Annotated in this window: 14 protein-coding genes; 2 read left to right on the forward strand and 12 right to left on the reverse strand. The window is 33.1% G+C overall.

Features of this window, described 5'->3' with window-relative positions; translation table 11 throughout:
* Positions 1-60 precede the first annotated feature (60 nt).
* Together AW14_RS02560 and hflX are read right to left on the reverse strand one after the other, a co-directional pair.
* Positions 61-2,313 (reverse strand): penicillin-binding protein 1A, encoded by a 2,253-nt coding sequence (locus AW14_RS02560; protein ID WP_044637389.1) that lies wholly within the window; start codon positions 2,311-2,313, stop codon positions 61-63.
* 11 nt (positions 2,314-2,324) lie between these two features.
* Positions 2,325-3,545: a GTPase HflX gene (hflX, locus tag AW14_RS02565; RefSeq protein ID WP_044637390.1), complete on the reverse strand. Its 1,221-nt coding sequence runs from the start codon at positions 3,543-3,545 to the stop codon at positions 2,325-2,327.
* Between the two features lie 79 nt (positions 3,546-3,624).
* On the opposite strand from hflX, the gene AW14_RS02570 reads away from it, so the two are divergent.
* Positions 3,625-4,596, forward strand: a complete 972-nt coding sequence (locus AW14_RS02570) for an endonuclease/exonuclease/phosphatase family protein (protein ID WP_044637391.1) — start codon at positions 3,625-3,627, stop codon at positions 4,594-4,596.
* On the opposite strand, the gene AW14_RS02575 is transcribed toward AW14_RS02570, so the two are convergent.
* The 3 genes from AW14_RS02575 to AW14_RS02585 are packed head-to-tail and all read right to left on the reverse strand — an operon-like array spanning position 4,593 to position 9,273.
* Positions 4,593-4,970: a hypothetical protein gene (locus AW14_RS02575; RefSeq protein WP_044637392.1), complete on the reverse strand. Its 378-nt coding sequence runs from the start codon at positions 4,968-4,970 to the stop codon at positions 4,593-4,595. The two genes, AW14_RS02570 and AW14_RS02575, sit on opposite strands and share 4 nt — an antisense overlap.
* Before the next feature lie 33 nt (positions 4,971-5,003).
* Positions 5,004-6,437: a DUF5689 domain-containing protein gene (locus tag AW14_RS02580; protein WP_044637393.1), complete on the reverse strand. Its 1,434-nt coding sequence runs from the start codon at positions 6,435-6,437 to the stop codon at positions 5,004-5,006.
* 31 nt (positions 6,438-6,468) lie between these two features.
* The gene (locus AW14_RS02585; protein WP_044637394.1) at positions 6,469-9,273 is read right to left on the reverse strand and encodes a TonB-dependent receptor; all 2,805 of its coding nucleotides are present in this window, start codon (positions 9,271-9,273) and stop codon (positions 6,469-6,471) included.
* 104 nt (positions 9,274-9,377) lie between these two features.
* On the opposite strand from AW14_RS02585, the gene AW14_RS02590 reads away from it, so the two are divergent.
* On the forward strand, positions 9,378-10,454 hold the full coding sequence (locus AW14_RS02590) for an endonuclease/exonuclease/phosphatase family protein (protein ID WP_044639458.1): 1,077 nt from the start codon (positions 9,378-9,380) through the stop codon (positions 10,452-10,454).
* A 20-nt stretch (positions 10,455-10,474) separates the two neighbouring features.
* Here the strand turns inward: AW14_RS02590 and AW14_RS02595 are convergent, their stop codons facing one another.
* The 7 genes from AW14_RS02595 to AW14_RS02625 all read right to left on the reverse strand — a co-directional run bounded on the left by AW14_RS02595 (position 10,475) and on the right by AW14_RS02625 (position 20,779).
* Positions 10,475-10,912: a hypothetical protein gene (locus AW14_RS02595; RefSeq protein WP_044637395.1), complete on the reverse strand. Its 438-nt coding sequence runs from the start codon at positions 10,910-10,912 to the stop codon at positions 10,475-10,477.
* A gap of 100 nt (positions 10,913-11,012) precedes the next feature.
* Positions 11,013-13,610 (reverse strand): TonB-dependent receptor, encoded by a 2,598-nt coding sequence (locus tag AW14_RS02600; protein ID WP_044637396.1) that lies wholly within the window; start codon positions 13,608-13,610, stop codon positions 11,013-11,015.
* A gap of 158 nt (positions 13,611-13,768) precedes the next feature.
* On the reverse strand, positions 13,769-15,388 hold the full coding sequence (pgi, locus tag AW14_RS02605; protein WP_044637397.1) for a glucose-6-phosphate isomerase: 1,620 nt from the start codon (positions 15,386-15,388) through the stop codon (positions 13,769-13,771).
* Between the two features lie 3 nt (positions 15,389-15,391).
* Positions 15,392-16,696, reverse strand: a complete 1,305-nt coding sequence (locus tag AW14_RS02610; RefSeq protein WP_044637398.1) for a peptidoglycan DD-metalloendopeptidase family protein — start codon at positions 16,694-16,696, stop codon at positions 15,392-15,394.
* Positions 16,654-17,574: a tryptophan 2,3-dioxygenase family protein gene (locus AW14_RS02615; RefSeq protein ID WP_044637399.1), complete on the reverse strand. Its 921-nt coding sequence runs from the start codon at positions 17,572-17,574 to the stop codon at positions 16,654-16,656. The genes AW14_RS02610 and AW14_RS02615 overlap by 43 nt, the downstream gene beginning before the upstream one ends.
* Positions 17,575-17,577: 3 nt before the next feature.
* Complete coding sequence (locus AW14_RS02620; protein ID WP_044639459.1) at positions 17,578-18,360, reverse strand: DUF3108 domain-containing protein; 783 nt, start codon at positions 18,358-18,360, stop codon at positions 17,578-17,580.
* 175 nt (positions 18,361-18,535) lie between these two features.
* Entirely contained in the window at positions 18,536-20,779 is a 2,244-nt protein-coding gene (locus AW14_RS02625; RefSeq protein ID WP_084708738.1) for a patatin-like phospholipase family protein, read from the reverse strand.
* Positions 20,780-20,785: the final 6 nt, after the last annotated feature.

Genomic DNA, 20,785 nt, shown 5'->3' on the forward strand with positions numbered 1-20,785 from the left:
AAACTAATACTATTAAAAAAGGCGTTTCAACTTGAAACGCCTTTTTTTTGTTTATAAACTTTAGTTCCCTTTAAAGGTTTTTTCCTTCTTTTTGCTTCCAAAAAGACGTTTTAAAAATCCGTCTCGCTTTTCTGTTTCACAATCTAAATCATTTAAAACTGCATCGGTTGGAGTTTCTAAATGACTTTGTGTAATCGCTTTAAATTGAGAATCGTTATTTAAACTTTTATAAAATTGAGCAAAAATAGGCAAGGCTGAATTTGCACCTTGACCAATACCCGTTGTTTTAAAACCTATATGATGATTATCGTTTCCAACCCAAGTAACCGTTACTAAATGAGGTGTTATTCCAACAAACCAACCATCTTTGTTATTTTGTGTGGTTCCTGTTTTTCCTGCTATATCATTTTTAAGTCCGTATGTTGAGCGCAATCTCGCAGCCGTTCCGGTATTAACTGTAGACTGCATTATTTGCAACATAACTTGTCTGGTGTAATCACTATAATCTTGTTCTTTTGCTACTTCTGGTTTAAAAGTAGCTATTACCTTTCCATTTTTATCTTCAATTTTGGTAATAGCATACGGTTTTACATGTTTACTTTCGTTTACAAAACTTGCATACGCACCGGTTAATTCTTGTAAATTTATTTCGGCAACACCTAAAGCTAACGAAGGTTCTTCTGGTAATTCCTTTGTAATTCCCATGCGCTTTGCCTGCTCGATTACTTTGAGAATACCTACTTCATTTAAAACTTTTACAGCTATGGTATTAACCGAATTACTTAAGGCTTTTTCTAAAGAATAATTAATATAAGGATCGTCTTCTGAAGCTCCAGAATTGGTTGGCGTCCAATCGTCGTAATTGGTATACGTTACAGAAGCTAAGGAAAAATATGTACAAGGTTTCATGCCGTTTTCGATAGCGGTTGTGTAAACAAAAGGCTTAAATGTAGACCCCACTTGGCGTTCGCTTTGCGACACATGATCGTATTGAAAAAACCTAAAATCAATACCACCAATGTATGTTTTTATGCCTCCTGTTTTAGGGTTAATTGAAAGCATTCCTGTATTTAAAAACTTTAAATAATGACTTAAACTATCTATAACAGAAGCCTTTTTTATGGTATCTCCTTCCCATGAAAACAAGGTCGTTTTATGTTTTTTTGATAATGAATCTATAATTTGAGACGCTGTTAATCCTGCTTTTTTATAAGACTTATATACAGGCAATTCTTTTATTAACGATGTAACAAGTTGCGATTTAGATTGCCATGGTGCATGAGTTCCAAAAGATGTTTCGTGCGCTTTTTGCAAGTCTGTTAAATGGGCTTTCATGGCTGCTTCAGCATACACCTGCATCGTAGAATCTAAGGTTGTATGCACAACTAATCCGTCTCTGTACAAATCGTAAGACGACCCGTCGGGCTTTTTAATAGAATCTAGAATTTTAGCTAATTGTCGTTTTACTTCAGCTCTAAAATAAGGCGCTAAACCTACATCGTGATTAAACGACTTATAATCTATGTTAAGCGGTTGGCTTTTTAGTAGTTCGAAGGCATCTTTAGCTAAATAATTATTATTCAACATTTGCTGAAACACCACATTTCTGCGAGCTTCGGCACGTTTTAAATGTAATCTGGGATTATAGTAAGTGCTTGCCTTTAAAGTACCTACTAAAGTAGCAGCTTCAGATAAAGACAATGCTTTGGTAGGTTTATTAAAAAATTTACGGGACGCGCTTTCAATTCCGAAGGTATTATCAGAAAAAGGTACGGTGTTTAAATACAGGGTAAGTATTTCTTTTTTAGTATAGATTTCTTCAATTCGCTTTGCTATAATAGATTCTTTAAATTTATTAATAAGCATACTGAACATGACATAATCTTTTCTGCCAAATAGGTTTTTGGCAAGCTGTAAGGTAATTGTACTGCCACCTCCTGCAGATTGATCTCGAAGCAAAATATTTTTTACAAACACACGCAACAAACTCACATTATCGACGCCATCGTGTTGGTAAAACCTAACATCTTCGGTAGCTACCAAGGCATCAATTAAATGTTGTGGAAAATCTTCAAACGATAACGGCTGCCTATCGAAAATATAATATTTACCAATTAACGCACCATTAGCATCTAAAACTTGAGTAGCTTCGGCTTGTTTAATATGTGATAAATCTTTTGAATTAGGTGTTTTTCCGAAGAATCCTAAATAAACACTAATATAAATAACAGTAAAAAAAGCAACTATGGAAGCTCCAGATATTAAAGACCACTTGAACCATTTCTTATGTAATAAGGATGCTATCCAATTCATTTAACTGGTTTTTATTCAGAATCTATTGTTGCATCATAGTCTGGATATAAAAATTTATTATAAGGAAAACGTGTAATGTGTATTTCTCTAACTTCGTCGTAAACACGTTTTTTAAAGTCTTCTAGATTACTTTTATTAATTGCCGAAATAAATAATGCATTATTACCCACTTTACTCATCCAGGTACTTTTCCATTCTTCAAGTGTATAGTGTTTGGTTGTTTTTTCGGTTTCTAAATCGTCTGTATCTAACTTTTCTGGCTTGTAAGCATCAATTTTATTAAACACCATGATGGTTGGCTTATCGGCACTTTTTATTTCACCTAAAATTTTATTTACAGAATCAATATGCTCTTCATAATTTGGATGCGAAATATCGACTACATGTAATAATAAATCGGCTTCTCTTACCTCATCTAAGGTGCTTTTAAAGCTCTCAACCAACTGTGTTGGTAATTTGCGTATAAACCCAACCGTATCACTTAATAAAAACGGCAGATTTTGTATAACAACTTTTCGCACGGTGGTATCTAGCGTTGCAAACAGTTTGTTTTCGGCAAAGACTTCACTTTTACTTATAACATTCATTAAAGTTGATTTCCCCACGTTGGTATACCCCACAAGAGCCACTCGCACCATAGCCCCGCGATTACCGCGTTGCACAGACATTTGTTTATCGATGGTTTTAATGCGCTCTTTAAGTAAAGCAATTTTATCGCGTACAATACGTCTGTCGGTTTCAATTTCTGTTTCACCAGGACCACGCATACCAATACCCCCTTTTTGGCGTTCAAGATGCGTCCACATACCTCGTAATCTTGGCAATAGGTATTCGCATTGTGCCAATTCTACCTGCGTACGTGCATAACTTGTTTGAGCGCGTTGGGCGAAAATATCGAGTATTAAATTTGTTCTATCTAATACTTTACAATTAAGAATTTTACTAATATTACGTTCTTGAGCTGAGGACAATTCATCATCAAAAATTGCGGTTCCAATGTCGTTTTCTTCAATATATAAACGCACATCTTCCATTTTACCAGTTCCTATAAAGGTTTTAGGATTTGGCATTTCCATTTTTTGCGTAAAACGTTTTACGACCTCACCGCCTGCGGTATAAGTTAAAAACTCAAGCTCATCTAAATATTCTTTAGATTTTACTTCATCTTGTTCTTTAGTTATCACACCTATTAAAACGGCTTTCTCTAAAGTTATATCCTTCTTTTCTAACATATAAATAAATAATAAGCAAAGTTACACAATTGCAACCATTTTAATTTTTATATTTTTAGTCGAAATTTACAGAATTACCATGCCAGAATTAGACGATTATTCGGTTAAAAATAATTTACATACCATAAGTTTTTATAATGTAGAAAACCTATTCGACGTTAAAAATGATAAAAAAACTTTCGATGATGATTTCCTTCCAAACTCCTATAAAAACTGGACCGCCGACCGTTACAACAACAAATTAAAAAAATTAAGTTTTGCCATTTCTAACATTGGTAAAACTGAAACCGGAAAACATCCTGCCTTAATTGGACTTGCAGAGGTAGAAAATGCAAAAGTGATTCGGAATTTACTAAATCAAGAAAACTTAAAATCTTGTCATTATGAATTTATTCATTACGATTCGTTAGATGAACGCGGTATTGATGTAGCTCTTATATATGATAAAACTATTTTTGAAGTTAAACATTCTGAAGTTTTTACCATAAAATTATTTAATCATGATGGTTCGCCAGATTACACCAGAGACATTTTATTGGTTAAAGGTTTTTTAGACGGCACTTTAATTCATGTTATTGTAAACCATTGGTCGTCGAGACGTGAAGGCGAAAAAGAAAGTGAAGAAAAACGCTTAATTGCATCTAATAAAGTTGCAGAAATTATTAGTAATGTGCGTAATGAGGATACCGAAGCTAAAATTATTGTTATGGGCGATTTTAACGATGACCCATCGAATGAAAGCATTAAAAATTTATTAGAAAAAGCGAATCTTTTCAACCCGATGGAAACGCTACGCTCATTTAGCAGAGGCTCGACAAACCATAACCGACAGTGGAATTTGTTCGATCAGATTTTTTTTACCACCAATTTTTTCACACACAATTTAGATACTCTGGCATTTGATGAAGCAAACATTTTTGACCCTAATTTTTTAAAAATTATGAATGGTCGTTTTAAAGGAACTCCGTTTCGAACTTACAATGGAAAACGCTATGAAGGCGGTTATAGCGACCACTTTCCGGTTTATGCTATTTTTAAAAGGAATAATTAAAGTGCCTGGAATAAAATAAAACAAAATACTAAAACAATAATCGGCAGTAACCACAACCAAGTCATACTATAGGTGAGTTTTTTGTTTTTTAACAATTTTGCATTTAGCACTTTTCGTTTTACACCACCATACTGAATCCAGTTTTTGAAATATAAAAAAATGGAGATTAACACAAACAAGGTCCATGTTTTACTTGCAGACATGGTTTGCATGTGCATTTGCTTAAAAAATACCGTAAAGAAAATACCTAACAACAAGATTAAACAGGCTTGTAAAAACATAACATAAAGCGTTGCTATGTTATTGGCATTTTTATTTTTCTTGTTTTTATAGAATTGAAAAAAATGAAAAAAAAGGATATCGAATGTGTTCATTGGCTTAATTAGTTTGTTTTTACAACATGCTAATTACTCCATACAATCGATACTTACATCGTCTAATTCATAAACGCCATCAAAAGTATCTTGACCGCCTCCTGTAAATTTAAAAGCGATATACATGGTGCCGCTAGCACAAGACAAATCTACACTTCCTGAATTAAACCACGGCACAAATGAGTCGGTATCTTTTACAATATAAGCAGCAGAGAGTACGCCCCATGTGGCGGTTTTAATGTTTTCTGGCAAACCGTCCCAATCTAAAGAATACAAAACCTCTAAAAAACTACTGTCTGCCAAACTGTTAGACGTTTTAAAACGAAGAGTTTCACCCTGGTAAACATCTAAATTTATGGCGGGAGTAATAAGCCAACCAATATTACTAATATCTCCCGAGCTAGCCGATTGAAATCGTGCCGACCTTCCTAAAGAAGCATTTGTAGATGTAGAACTGTAGGCTTCCCAACCTTGAGAACCAGCTTCGATGTAATTCGTCCAACCATTACCCACAATTAATTTATTGTTTTTCTGATTTTCAAAATCTTCAAAAAATAAGTTTTTAGTACCTACTTGACGCGCCAAACCACAATTAAGTTCTAAGGGGTCGCAGCGGTCTGTGTCGTTAAAAGTAACATCAAGTGTATTATTTACAACCAAAACATTAAAATCATCGCCAAAATTTCTACTTAAAACACCTGTAATGCTTCCTTTTCCTTGCGGAATTACAAGCGATTTAAAATCGGCAAAAGTACTGGTTTGTAAAATTATGGATGTGCCAGAATCGCAACTTTCCAAAGTTCGTAAACCATCAAATTCATCGATACTTTCCGAAGCATACGTAGCTCCCAGTTCAAAGCGATTTAATTGCATATTTTGCAATTGTATTAAGGTATTTAAATCTGATGCTGTTAGATTTTCAATAAAGGCTGTTTTGGGAACTATTTCGGCAATTTCCGGACTTCTAATTATGACATCCTTATATTCAGAGGCTTGTAATTGCATTACATTTACCGCATCCCCTTTACCAAGTGTAATAACCCCATTAGATTCGCCAATGGTTAATCCGTTTAGTTTTACATATACTTTTTGTCCAAACTGGTACGTATCGGATAAACTACTCACATTTATAGCAATTTTAAAACCCAACCTTGGATCATTATCTGGGTTGCTTTCATCTGTTTTATTCTGGATGATTAATTCTTCAAAAAAATTACCCGATTTATCGGTAGAAATTACATAACCTTCAATAAAAATAGGCGTTTCACTTCTAACTACAACCGTTGTATTACCTGAGTTTACAGCCTGTTCGTATAAAGATTTTACCGTTTTAAACGTTGTTATTTGTTCTCTTGGAATATTCGGTTCTACTATAGAAATATTAGGTACAGTATAGTCTTCATCTTGAATACAACCAGAAAAAATAAGTATCAAAATACACGCTAATAAACTATTTTTTGTTTTCATGCTTACAGACAGTTATAGTTGTTTAAATCATTTAAAACCTAATATTCATATTTAAAAAATAGGTTGTACCCCTACCATACCAATATTTAAATCCAAAAACAGGGGTTTGTAAAGCTTTATCGTTTCTTAATTCTCTATAATTGGCATTTCTACCTTGTTCGAAACCGCCTGTTTTATAGATTTCATTTAAAAGATTGTTAATGCTTGCAAAAAAACCGATATAGTATTCACCAAGCTTCCAAGATTTCCCTCCAACCAAATTAACAACCATATAATCTTTGAAGCGTTCTTGTTTTAAAAGTTGTCGTGCTAAAACGGCATCATAATCATTAAACACATTTCCATCAAAATCGGTATTAAAATTCGATGTTCGTGTTAACGGACTGACATCTATGTAGGTGTTTTTAAAAAAATTGGCGGTTGCTCCAAACCACCAAAAATCTGGGTCGTTATACTCAAACCCTACTGAATATGCATTTTGAGGTCCCGTTGCTAGTTTATAATTTTTTAAATACGATGCTCCAAAATCTTTATATCCATTTACAAAACCAGCAGCTTCGGCTTCGGTATCGGGCTCGGTAGACAATAGTAAATTTGGATTGTTATTGTAGATAAATTGACCAATAGCAGCAACTCCTTTAAGCTTTAATTGTGAAGTTAAATTCACTTCAATACCACATTCTGTACCTACATGTTGCTTATTTACGTTTTGTAAAATCTCTTGTACAAAAGCAGAATTATCGCCTCCTATACCATCGGCAAAGAAGAAAGAAATTTCATTGGCATCTTTAATTGAAATAAAATAACCCGTAAGTTTCGCTTTTATAAAGGCGTTTCTAAACATATAACTGGCATCGAATGCCATTGTTTTTTCTTCGGAAATATTAGGAACGATTTGATGGTTTTCTCTTGAATTTGAAAACGTATTTTGCAATGTAGGTGCCTTAGTTACATAACCCGCATTAAAATCTAAAAAATGTTTTGATGATATATTATAAATCAAGCCACCTTTAAAACCCAAACCCAAAAAACTTAATTTATCACCTTTACCAAAGGAGTTATCAGGAAACCCCCCGTTTTTATAAAGTCCATCGCGTTGGTATTGTGTACTGGTAATTTGGGTAGAAATATAGAAATCGGTTTTATTAAAATTAAACTGTGTTTGCGCAAAACCACTCAAAATTTGCGCGTTTAAGTTATAATGATATTTAAAAATATCGCCTTGCTTAACAATTCGGTTAGGATGTAATAAATCGTTTTGAGCTTCATCCATTTCTGTTGCAAAAGCATCGACATCTAAAAAGGTGCTGGCGCCCAACAAATCGACTACCTGTGCATAATTTTCAGATTTAAGTCCCCTATAATTTAAAGCCGCATTTAAAATGATGTTTTTATTAATATACGTATTTAAAACACTCCCCAAACTAAGTTGTGTATTGGCCACCACATCGTCGTACAAAGCATACACCGCATGACCACCATTTTGAGCATTATTAACATTTGCCAAATACATGGTATCCCAATCTATTTGTCCGTTATTTTGAAAATTTTTTAGTGCCGCATAAGCAAACTCTAAATTATTGGGGTAATTACGCTCGAAATAACTTGGTAATTTTTGGTAATATGAAGGACTGGGGTTGGCGCCGCCACCTTGCGGAAAATCGTTAATTAAATCGGTGCCGTTATAATCTAGTCGGCTATTGCTTATGATACCACTTTGGTAAGCTATATTTGTATTTAAAGTTGTTTTGCTACTTATATTCCAATCGTGATTTAAAATAAAAATTGGCATAGCAATATCTTTAATTCTTGAGTTGCGTTTTTTTCCGTTTTGCCATCCCCAATATTCGTTGTACTTAATATCTTTTAAATCGTAAACCTCTTGTGTGTTGGGTGATGATTTTCCTCGCCGATTGGGTGTATAAATAGCCGATAAATGTATGCTATGTTTATCGTTTATACTTTTTCCTGCCGAAGCAAAAAATGAATTAGCATTATAAAACGTTGCATCGGCAAACCCTTCGTCTCCCCAACGCCGTCCTACAGAACATGCAAAAGCCCAATTATTTTTTAATAAACCTGAAGCATAGGTTGCCATAAGCCTATTGGTATAACTTCTATTAGAATTTGAGTAGTTAATTCGTGCCCCTGCTCTTGCCTGCAATGCTCTTACATTTATATTTGTAGTTCCTAAAAAACCACCAAAATGATAATTTGAAGGTGTTAAACCCATACTTAAATCCTGATTTCGCAAGGCATCATTAATGCCTCCCCAATAGCTCCATTGTGGTCTGCCATTAAAAACGTCATTCATTTCTATACCATTTATAAGAATGGTTCCATTACTGGAATCTAACCCTCGTAAACTAAAAAAAGATGCACTAAACTCGAAGGCCGCTGTTCTATGAAAAACATCTAATGATGATTGTAGTAACCCTGAAATATTATCGGAAACACTGGTATCGTCGTTCAATTCGTCATCGGTTAGAGTAATTGTAAATAAATCTTTTGCCGATGAAAAATCTCTGTCCAGTATCATATCTGTAATATTTACAAGACCACCTTCATTAATTACAATAGGAAACCGTTTTGTTGTAAAACCTTCTTTTGAAATCTTAATAATTTGTTCTCCCATGGGGATATTTGAAGAAAACTGAAATTCGCCAGAGCTATTTGTGTGCGTTGTTAAAGATGTGTTCTCAATAATAACGGTTACACCACTTATAGGCGTAAAGGAATTGGCTTCTATCACACTGCCTTTCACTATCGTTTGCTGTGAAAACAAGGTACACAAACCACTAAAAAAGATTACAAAAAATAACATTTTTTCTTTCATATAATGAAGACTATATACTACAACAATGTAGTATTAATACTTCTAAAAGTAGAAAAAATATTTATATTTATATGTTTTTACTTATATTTTTACAAAAAAATACTATGAAACTTACATTATTTTGTTTGTATATTGGTTTACTTCTTCTTAGTGCTCTGGGCTTTTCACAAGAAAAAAAGCACTATAAAATTCAAACCATCGCATTTTACAACCTCGAGAACCTCTTTGACACCACCGACGACCCCAATACATTTGATGAATCAAGCCCCCTTATGGAATTAAAAATTGATCGAGAAAACGTGTTTAAACTTAAGATTAAGAATATGGCTAAAGTCATTTCTGATATCGGAAAAGATAGCAATCAAAATAGTCCGACTCTAGTTGGCGTTGCCGAAATAGAAAACAGAACTGTTTTAGAGCATCTCCTAAACGATTCGCTACTTATTGATAAAGATTATGGCATAATACACTACGAATCGCCTGATGCCAGAGGTATTGATGTGGCTTTACTTTATCAAAAACAATTATTTAAACCTACAAGCAGCAGTAAACATGAGGTTAAAATTTACGATACCGATACCGGAAACAGATATTATACCCGTGATATATTATTAGTGAGTGGCTTTTTAGAAAACGAACCCGTACATGTTTTGGTTAACCATTGGCCATCGAGACGTGGTGGTGAAACTAAAAGCAGAAAAAACCGAATGAAGGCAGCTTCGGTTGCTAAACGAATAACCGATTCGCTTCAAACTATAAATCCGTATGCAAAAATTATCATTATGGGCGATTTAAACGACGACCCCACCAATGCTAGTTTAAAAAAGGTTTTAAAAACCAAAAAAGACATGGATAAATTGGCTCCAAAAGATATTTACAACCCCTATGAAGCTTTTTATAAGCAAGGCCAAGGAACAACAGCATACAGAGATTCTTGGAGCTTATTTGATCAAATTTTGATAAGTAAAGCATTAACCGAAAAAGACTTTTCAACTTACAGTTTTTACAAAGCAGCCATCTATAATAAAAACTACTTAATAACTCAATCTGGAACATATAAAGGCTACCCCTTGAGAAGCTTTTCTAATGGCGGTTTTAGTAATGGCTTTAGTGACCATTTCCCCGTTTATATCTATTTAATAAAAGAGGTTGGTGCTATAAACACAAGCGGCAACAAATAATTGTTGCCGCTTGTGTTAGTTTAATTCATCCATACACTCCAAGGTATGCGCGATAAAAACAGCAACAAGGCTATGGTATAAAATATAGCTATAGGTTTTAATTTAGCTGCCGATGTTAATTTCTTTTTATGTTTAGAATAACCAATAGTAATTAAGGCTATTGCTAAAATATTTACAAACGGATGTTCTACAAGGTATAATCTCGCCATAGGTGTTTTCATAACTTCACTTCCCATAGAACTCCACAATTCAAATTTTGGAGACACAAAATATAAAACCAAACCAATTAATAATTGAATATGAGAAACTATTAATGTGAAAAGAGAAATTCTAAAATCTTTAGGCTCGTATTCTTTCTTGCCAAATACTTTTATTAGTGCATTTAAAACAGCAATGGTTAAAATAATAAGCACTAAATAGGCCCAATATGAATGAAGGTTTAAAACAACGTTGTACATGAATTTTATGTTTAGAATTTAAAAAACAAATGTAATAATTAAAAGTATAAAAAAACCGCTTCAGGTGAAGCGGTTTTTTATTCATTGCTATATTTATTTGTTAGAAATTGTAACGCATGCTAGCATTCCAAGTTCTACCTATACCTAAAAAGTATCCAAATGCGTCTCTTTGATTAATGTATGCTGTATTGAATAAATTAAAGACATTTCCTCTAAATGTAAGTTTGTTATCACCTAAATTAAAGACATAGGTAATACCTGTATCAGCTAGCGTGTAAGCAGGTAGTCTAATAGATTCGTAAGTCCTTCCTGCTAGTGCTTCTTCAGCTACATCAGCCGGATCAACGAATTCATATAAATCAGTGTATATATTATAATCAAAATCAACTGATAAATTTTCTAATAAATTGCCTTTTAAACCAATACCAAAAGATGTTTGTGGGGCATTACCAACTTTTACATTTGTTAAACTTACTTTCCCATTGGTTGTTATGAAGTCACCTGTTTCGTTATTTTGAAGTGTGTAAGGTGTCTCTCCATCATATTTCCAATTACCTAAGGAACCATATCCTCTTAAACTAAAATTAGAAGCTAATGGTCTATACTCAAAATCAAACTCTAATCCTCTATGAACTTGAGTAACGTCTGTTAATCTGTAAGTTGAGGTATCGTTGTTAGGTGCAATTCTTGGTCCATTAATATTTAAAAATCTATTACCCCATTCTGTATTATATATATCGATGTTTAATCTAAATACATCATTTTTAAATCTGTAACCTCCCTCAAAACCTATAATTTCCTCATTATCAACCGCAGGACTAGCTAATCTATTATCGTATCTAATATCTGCAAAAACGTTATCTAAAAATGGTTGGCGTGAATAAATTCCTGCATTACCAAAAAAAGTATGCTGTTCATTAATTTTGTAAGCTAAACCACCTTTTAAGTTATAGCCTTCTTTAGATAATTTCTCAGATTTACCTAAACCATTACCTCTACCAGTAAAGAAACCTTCTCTTTGATATGATTGAGTAGATATAGCAGTTTGTATGAATGCTGAAAAGTTATCCATCTTGTATTCAGCTTGACCAAAAGCACCTATATATTGTATTACTTCTTCGTAGTTGTAATCATATCTTTGGTCATCATCTGCATAATCAAATAATGCACTCCAAGGATTGGCTTTAAAAGTTTCAGTAATAACATAAGTTGAAGGACGGTCTGTTCTAAAATTATCTCTGTAACCATTTAACCCAAGCTTGTTTTCTAATTGTCTAAAGTGTATTCCGTTATAAGTTCTTCCGTCTACTCCAAGGTTAAAAGACCAGTTTTCTCCTGCTTCATAGTTAAGATTAGATAACAATCCATACCAGTTATGAGCATTTACAGAGGATCTTCTTAAATAAGAATTACTAAAGCTTCCATTACCATTAGCATCAGCAGTATTTATATTGTTTATAACTATCTGATCGAAATCAATCAATCCATTACTGCTGTTAACTACTCTACCATTTCCAACGTTTCCGGTTCCGCCTCCACGACCCCATGAAGCATATAATACTGTTGATAGTTCTAAATTTTCGTTAATATTATAATCCCAGTTCAAGTTAGCTACTGGCTTATGGTAGTAGTTACGTCTTTCTGTAAAACGTTCACCTTCTAAGAAACCTGAATTACCATTATATTTTTCTCCGTATCGCTCATATGACTCTAATTCGTCAGAAAAGTTTTGGTCATGCCATTGTGGGGCACCAGTTAACAAGAAATTAAAAGAGTGTGTTTCGCTTGGTTTATACCCAACAGAAAACAAATAATTTTGACCTTGTCCAGCAGTACCTTCAGAGTATTTTCTAAACGCTTGCCAATGGTCAACTAAAACTGAAAATGCCCAACCACTTTCTTTTAAACCAGAATCGTAAGATAAAGTTCCTTTGGAATAACTGTCGTTCCCTCCTAAAAATCTAATAAAACCTCCTTGTTTTTTATCGGTAGTTTTTGATACAATATTAACCGTACCACCTACAGATGAAATAGCTAATTTTGAGGCTCCTAAACCACGCTGAATTTGAACTGCATTGGCAACATCTGACATTCCAGACCAATTAGACCAGTACATATTACCATCTTCCATACCATTAATTGGTTGTCCATTTAATAGGTAAGCTGTATTAACTTGGTCAAAACCTCTAAGAAATATTTGGCTATCACCAAAACCTCCTGCTTGATTAGAAACATAAACAGATGGGGTGTTTTTTAAAGCTTCTCCAAATTCAACGTTACCAGCAGATTTAAGTTGTATATCCTTTCCTTTTATAGTAGAAACTGCTACCGGTGTTTCTCTGCCTTCAGCTAAATCGATAACTCCAGTTCCAATAATAACTACCTCTTCCAGTGAATTATCTAATTCTAATTTAATATTACCTAAAGAAGTGTTACCACTAAATTTCAAAGTAATAGATTGATAACCTACAAAAGAAATTACAATTTGACCATTTGGTTTTTTTGTTTCTAATGTAAAATTGCCATCAAAATCTGAAGAAACACCATTTGTGGTGCCCTTTTCTAAAATATTCGCTCCAGGTAGTGGCGAATTAAGTTCTGCGTCTGTAATGGTACCTGTGATAGTACTTTGAGCCATCATGACCGTAGTAAACATAAACATTACAGCCATCAATAAAAATTGAATTGTTTTTTTCATAATTAATTATTTGAAATTAGTCGCTGCAAAAGTACGTAATCCTTGTAGATATACATTAACACTGTGTTAAGAAATTTAACCTTTGTTAATAAAAAAAACTCAAGAGAATTGAAAATTCTTTTGAGTTTTTATAAATTATATGAGAATAATTTTATGTTTTACTTGAATTGCTTATAATAATTCAATAGATTTTGAGTAGACGAGTCATGTGCATTTGTGGTGCTATTGTTAAATTCTTGTAAAATTTTATTAGCTAATTGCTTACCTAACTCGACTCCAAATTGATCATAACTAAAGATATTCCAAATAATACCTTGAACAAAAATTTTATGTTCGTACATGGCTATTAATTCACCTAAACTTTCTGGAGTTAACTTGTTAATAAATATGGTATTTGTAGGTTTATTTCCTTGAAATACTTTAAATGGTGTTAAATTTCCTGTAGCACCTTCTGCGATAACTTCGGTTTCTGTTTTTCCATTTAACAATGCTTCGGTTTGTGCTAAAAAGTTAGACATAAGCTTGTCTTGATGATCTTGATTGCCATGTAAAGACGATACAAACCCAATAAAATCGGCTGGAATTAACTTGGTTCCTTGATGTATTAATTGAAAAAAGGCATGTTGCGAATTTGTTCCTGGCTCGCCCCAGATAATAGTTCCTGTTTGATATTTAATAGGATGGCCGTTTCTATCGACGCTTTTACCATTACTTTCCATAATACCTTGCTGTAAATAGGTAGCAAACTGGTTTAAATATTGAGAATAAGGAATAACAGCTTCACTTTCGGCTTTAAAGAAATTATTATACCAAATGGTTAGTAAGGCTAAAACCACTGGAATGTTGCTTTTAAAATCTTCATTTTTAAAATGCTCGTCCATTTTGTTTGCACCTTTTAAAAGGCTTTCATAATTCGAATAACCTACTGCTAAACTAATGGTTAAACCTACAGCACTCCAAAGTGAAAAACGACCTCCAACCCAGTCCCACATAGGAAAGATGTTGTTTTCGTCTATACCAAATGATTTTACATTTTTAATATTTGTTGATACCGCCACAAAATGTTTTGCAATCGCTTCTTCTGAAGCCGATTTTAAAAACCACTCCTTTATAGTATTTGCATTAGAAAGCGTTTCTTGTGTTGTAAATGTTTTTGAAACAATTACAAATAAAGTGGTTTCCGGATTTAATTTTTTAATGACTTCGTTTACATGATCGCCATCTACATTGCTTACAAAGTGTGTTGTTAAATGGTTTTTATAAAACTGCAGAGAATCTACAACCATCGCTGGACCAAGATCTGAACCACCAATACCTATATTTACAACATCTGTAAACGATTTTCCGGTGAAACCTTTTTGTTCTCCATTAACTACTTTATTGGTAAAAGCCTCAATTTTTTCTTTAACCGCGTAAATTTCGGGCATAACATTTACACCGTCTACTTTAAAATCGGCATCTTTAGGTGCGCGTAATGCTGTATGCAAAACGGCTCTTCCTTCGGTTTCATTAATAATTTCACCTGAAAACTGACTTTTAATTGCATCTTTTAACTTAACCTCATCGGCTAACTCTAATAAATGTTTAAAGGTTTCTTCGGTTATTCTATTTTTAGAAAAATCGACATAAAAATCTTCCCATTTAATAGTGAACTTGTTAGCTCTATCTTTATCTTCAGCAAACAAATCTTTCATGTGTAAACCACTTATTTCGTTAAAGTGCTTTTGAAGATTGTTCCAAGATTTAGTTGTTGTTGGGTTTATACTTGGTAGTGCCATAATTTATTTTGTTTGAGTAATAAGATTTTTATTCGATTCGTCTTTCGATACATCTAAAATAGGCAAACTGTCTAATTTTTTCTTTATTGGCTTAATAAATTCTAAATAGTCGCCTTTTAATGATTCGGCAATAGGTTCAGATTGCGATAGTTTTTCTTTAAATGGATCTACCTGTTTTCCGTTTTTCCAGAAACGGTAACACACATGGGGGCCGCCCGTATTACCTGTCATTCCAATCCATCCAATAACATCGCCTTGTTTTACATGCTGTCCTACATTTACTTTACGCTTTTGCATATGTAAATATTGGGTTTCGTAGGTTGCATTGTGTCTAATTTTTACATAATTCCCGTTGCCACCTTTATATCTAGACTCTGTAACCACACCATTGGCAGTTGCCATAATTTCGGTGCCAATAGGCGCTGCAAAATCTGTACCCTTGTGAGGTCTTAAAGCAAAACCATAAAAAGCAATGCGTCTTTTTAAATTATATTTTGATGAAATTCTACTAAACTTTACTGGTGCTTTTAAGAAAGCTCGGCGTAAGTCTTTAGCGGCTTCGTTATAATATTCGTATATATTTCTAACAGAATCTGTTTTAAACCTAAACGCATAATACGGTTCGTTTTTATGATTAAAAACTGCAGCCTTAACATTTTGTACGCCTGCATAAATGGTATCATCTATGTATTTATCGGTGTAAATTACTTTAAAAGTATCGCCTTTTTGAAGCCTTGTAAAATCGATACTCCATGCATAGATGTTTTCGGCTAACATATTGGTTAAAACAGCACTTATACCTTTGCTATCTAAAATTTGTGAAATACTACTTGTTACAACACCTGTAACGGTTTTTTCTACATATTTAATAGGTTTTCTACTGGTGTAAGCATGAATAGAATCGTGAAAGCTTATAACCACAAATTCTTCCTGAGTTGGCTGATAAATAAAACATTTTGGAATTTCTAATGAATCTTTGCTACATAAAAGCGTGTAAGGCTTTCCTATTTTTAATTTTGTAACATCGAAAGTATCGGCAGCTTTTTCTGCAATTGAGAATATTTTTGGATACCCAATTTTATGGCGTTGTAAAATTTCACCAAAACTATCGCCACTTTTAATGGTATCTCTCTTAACTACAAAGTCGTTTAAATTAAACCCAAACTCATAAATATCTTTGGGTTCTTCTATAGCGGCTAATTCTTGAATTTCTATTTCTTCTTTGTCTTTACAACTAAATAAAGACAACACTAAAATTGGTATTATTAAATGTCTTCTCCCCAATGTTCCTTTTCTTTTTCGCTCCATAAATCTGGAAAAAATATGCGCTTTTGATATTTTGGATGCATGTACTTTACCCATTCACTTCCTCCTGTTGCTTCGGCGGTTTTACCACCAATGTTTAAATAATGATTTGCTGTATTATAATGTGCCATGACCCATTTTATATTAACGGTATAATCGTAATGGCGCATGGCATCAATTAAACTTTTATTTTCTTGGGCTTCTTTTGGAAGCGCCTTGAATTTAGAGTATAAATTGTTTGATTGATAAAATTTTGTAAATCTAATAAATTCGTCTTTATATCTTTCTTCAAAAACTGTTAATGTATAGCTTTTTTTTCCTGTAGTATAATCCTTTCCTGCAGCTTGCCAATATAAATGTTCGAATGCGTTTTCGTATGAAGAATTCTGGTCTATGGTATCTCTAAAACGTTTATCGATTAGATTAATAAGTTCGGTTGATGCAAACTCAACCTTTCTGTATTGGGCACTTTGAAAACCACTTGCCGGAGTTAATGTGGTTCTAAATTTATTATAATCGTCTATATCCATACCGTCTTTCATAATGCTAAACGAAGATGTTAACATATCGAAATAACGACTTATACGCATTAATTTGGTAGTAAATAACTTTGCTGTTACGTTTTCTGTATTGGCAACCTGATCGATTTCCCAAAGTATCATTTTGAATAAAAGTTCATTTATTTGATGATACATTATAAAAACCATTTCGTCTTTAAAAACAGTTCGCTGTATTTGTAAATTTAATAAGGCATCGGTTTGAATATAATCCCAATAATTTATAGGCTTACTATTTAAAAGTCCTTCTAAAAAATCTTCAGGATCTTGCCCAATAGCTTCGTACTTTTCTTTAAGTTGTTTATTTATGTTTGACTTCAAAATATCTTAATTACGTACTATTACTTTAAAAGAATGCTTCAAACCTTTAAAAGCTTCTAAATCTGCTCTTAACGATCCAACTGCCAAATCTGCTTTAATTCTTAAAGGCACTTTATTTTTATCTTTAGATACCCATAGGGTTAAACTTTCTTCTTCCTTAAACACGCGACCTGCCATTACATAGGGTCGAAATTTTAAGGCTCGAATAGTGCCAAAATCGGTTTCTATAGTTTCTTCACCTAAATATTTTAATTTAAACCCATAATTTTCTTCATCAAAAAACATATCGGTTCTTATCTCGTCTCCAATTTTTAATTTCGCTACATCGATAGTATTTCTTAAATAATAATAAGTAGAAACCATATCTTGAACGTTTGAAGGCGTTGAAAAGGTTTTTTTAGTTTTTTTCTTTTTATCGAACACCAATGCTTTGTTATTTTCTTGATCGAAATCTATCTCCAAATCTTTGGTGTGACCGCCTTCATCTATATTTCTAATAAATTTATAAGGTTTAATAGTATATTTATCGAAATAGCTTTCGTACCGGTCTTTTACTTTAAAGAACCATTTAATCATTCCGGTTGTCCAGCCTTTTCCAACTACATGATACACTTCTTTATTGTTAAGATTAGTTTCTTTAACTTCTAAAGTGGCATTACCCGCTTTTAAGAAGCCGCTATAACTCATTTTAAACTTAAACCATTCACCCTCCTGAAAAGCAGATTCCTGCTGGGCATTTAAAAAATGCGTCGTGAGTAGTATGACAAATATTAATAGCGTTTTTTTCATATTAATTGGGGTAATTGAAATGTAACAATAAAAATTAACAAATAATGATAATGCTTTATAAAATACAATTACCATTCCAAAAATATGAAATTTAGTATTACCGTTTGTAATAATAAGGAGAGGTTACTGTTAATTTTAGGGTTTCGTAATTAAGGCAGAATAAATTTAAAATTAATTAAAACCAATAGCCAACATTAAAAAACCAAATGCTTTGTTTTTGTTCTGGTGAATATGAATATTTAAACTGAACAGGTCCTAACAAGGTTTCTATTGCATAACCGAGTCCATAACCTCTATAATTGGGTGCTGTAAACCATTCGCCACTTTCAAAAATATCGTTATCAATATTAGCCCAGTTGCCTTCCAGTGTGATGTGATTTTTTTTAAATATTTCGTAGTCTGCAATGACAGCTCCTTTCACAAAACTATCGCCTGTTAAAGAAATAAAATCGTAGCCAATAAATGGAATAAAATTGTTTATTAAATTATTACCATAGCCTCCTAATGCAAAATCTATGGTTTGGGTTGACTTGTTACCTGCTTTAAATCCGCCACTAGCGGTAACATTAAACGACAATTTATCGGTTGCCGAAAATGCGTATCCTAAATCGGCTTTAGCCAGAGTGAAATTATCAAAATCTTTGTTAAAGCTCGAAGCGTACAAGTACATGTGTACATCGCCATTAAAATAAACTCCCTTTTTCGGGAAGTACTTATTATCGTAAGTATCTAATTTTAAATTGCCAAAAATGCTGAAATAATCTGTTTTTTCGAATATATATTCATTTAAACTATTTCTTGTGTTTATGGTTTCCGATTTAATATTTAATCGCTTATGCTCGCCCCCAAAACTTAAAGCAAAATCTTTTTTAAACAAGGTTTGCACATAAATTTGATTGGTTTGGTCCCTAAGCTCGGCGTCTAATTTGTTGAGTCCAGAAACAGAAATTTCGGTATCATCTAATAATAATTTAGCACTAATATTTTTATTGAATTGATTAAACCTAGAACGCACACCAATACTCCAATAAAACCCCTTATCTATAAAATAGTCAAAATTATATCGCACATTATCACCCAAAATCACATCCAACGAAGCAACATCATTTCTATACAACCATCGCTTTTTGGTGATATTCAACAAAGCGGCGCTTTTGTACAAATCATCAAAATGCAAACCAAGCTTAACGTAAGTAGTTACTTTATTCTCCTTTAAATTGGTTATTAAATTGAAGCCCTCGTTATCTTCCGAGGCTTGTAATTCGTATTCAAAAGAATCGAAATTATTGGTTCCTACTAAATTATTTATACCTTCAATAAACTTTACATAACTTATTTTGGTATTGCCTTTTAACTTAAGTTTTCCCAAAATATAAGCACGTGTATACTTATCGGTTCCTTTAACAATAACTTGTTTTATATAAATACTGTCGTGATGTTTTATTTGTACTTGAGAAGCTAATTTAGATTTGGTAATCTCAGCGATTTCATTTAATTCTGCACTTTTGTTTTGTGCGGCCTCTATACCATTTTTAATAATTTGAGCACCTTCATCGAAAGATATTACGCTATACTCTTTAATATTAGGTTTTATATAAATATCGGTTTTACCGACCTTTAATTTCATGTCGTTAATGGTTCTAAAATTATTAATTTGAACCAAAACATCGGGTGCAGAGGTTAACTCGTCTCTAGAGGCTAATCCGTCTTGTACATCAACCCCAATAATTACATCCATACCTTTTGCGCGAAGCTCATCGACTGGGTAATTATTAACAACGCCCCCATCAATTAAAACTTCATTATTAATAATTACGGGCTGAAACAACGAAGGTAAGGCTGCACTGGCACTAATGGCTTGTGCCAAATTACCATGGTTTAAAAAAACCGCTTTCCCATTTTCTACATTGGTGGCAACACAAAAAAACGGTACAGGTAATTTTTCGAAATCTTGAATACTATTAACGTGTAAAGTTAATTTGGCCAATAAATTATAAACGTTTTGACCTTTTGAAAGTGCCGATGGCAAAGCCACTTTAAAATTCTCGAAAGGCAGTGTAATGGCATATTTTTCGGAATTATTTCTTTCGAAAAAGGGTTTTGAAACACGCGGTAAATCGTCGTTAATTAATTTATCGAAATCGACTTCATTAAAAAGTGAGTCTAATTGATTCCCCGAATACCCCGATGCATACAACCCACCAATAACAGCCCCCATACTGGTACCAGCTACATAATCGACTTTTACGCCTAAACTATCTAAAACTTTTAAAACACCTATATGTGCCAATCCTTTAGCACCACCTCCACTTAAAACCAAACCCACCTTTCTGTCGTGCTTTTGTTGACTTTGCGAAATACCAACAAACCCTGTAAAAAGTAATAGAAAAGTTAGAATATATTTAATTTGGTTTTGCATTAAAAC

The sequence above is a fragment of the Siansivirga zeaxanthinifaciens CC-SAMT-1 genome, from assembly GCF_000941055.1.
Lineage (GTDB): Bacteria > Bacteroidota > Bacteroidia > Flavobacteriales > Flavobacteriaceae > Siansivirga > Siansivirga zeaxanthinifaciens.

Excerpts from the sequence above, each read along its gene's own strand:
- pgi (WP_044637397.1), bottom strand. The coding sequence starts at position 15,388 with ATGGCACTACCAAGTATAAACCCAACAACAACTAAATCTTGGAACAAT.
- AW14_RS02560 (WP_044637389.1), bottom strand. The coding sequence starts at position 2,313 with ATGAATTGGATAGCATCCTTATTACATAAGAAATGGTTCAAGTGGTCT.
- AW14_RS02620 (WP_044639459.1), bottom strand. The coding sequence starts at position 18,360 with ATGAAAAAAACGCTATTAATATTTGTCATACTACTCACGACGCATTTT.
- hflX (WP_044637390.1), bottom strand. The coding sequence starts at position 3,545 with ATGTTAGAAAAGAAGGATATAACTTTAGAGAAAGCCGTTTTAATAGGT.
- AW14_RS02625 (WP_084708738.1), bottom strand. The coding sequence starts at position 20,779 with ATGCAAAACCAAATTAAATATATTCTAACTTTTCTATTACTTTTTACA.
- AW14_RS02595 (WP_044637395.1), bottom strand. The coding sequence starts at position 10,912 with ATGTACAACGTTGTTTTAAACCTTCATTCATATTGGGCCTATTTAGTG.
- AW14_RS02580 (WP_044637393.1), bottom strand. The coding sequence starts at position 6,437 with ATGAAAACAAAAAATAGTTTATTAGCGTGTATTTTGATACTTATTTTT.
- AW14_RS02600 (WP_044637396.1), bottom strand. The coding sequence starts at position 13,610 with ATGAAAAAAACAATTCAATTTTTATTGATGGCTGTAATGTTTATGTTT.
- AW14_RS02590 (WP_044639458.1), top strand. The coding sequence starts at position 9,378 with ATGAAACTTACATTATTTTGTTTGTATATTGGTTTACTTCTTCTTAGT.
- AW14_RS02570 (WP_044637391.1), top strand. The coding sequence starts at position 3,625 with ATGCCAGAATTAGACGATTATTCGGTTAAAAATAATTTACATACCATA.
- AW14_RS02610 (WP_044637398.1), bottom strand. The coding sequence starts at position 16,696 with ATGGAGCGAAAAAGAAAAGGAACATTGGGGAGAAGACATTTAATAATA.
- AW14_RS02585 (WP_044637394.1), bottom strand. The coding sequence starts at position 9,273 with ATGAAAGAAAAAATGTTATTTTTTGTAATCTTTTTTAGTGGTTTGTGT.
- AW14_RS02575 (WP_044637392.1), bottom strand. The coding sequence starts at position 4,970 with ATGAACACATTCGATATCCTTTTTTTTCATTTTTTTCAATTCTATAAA.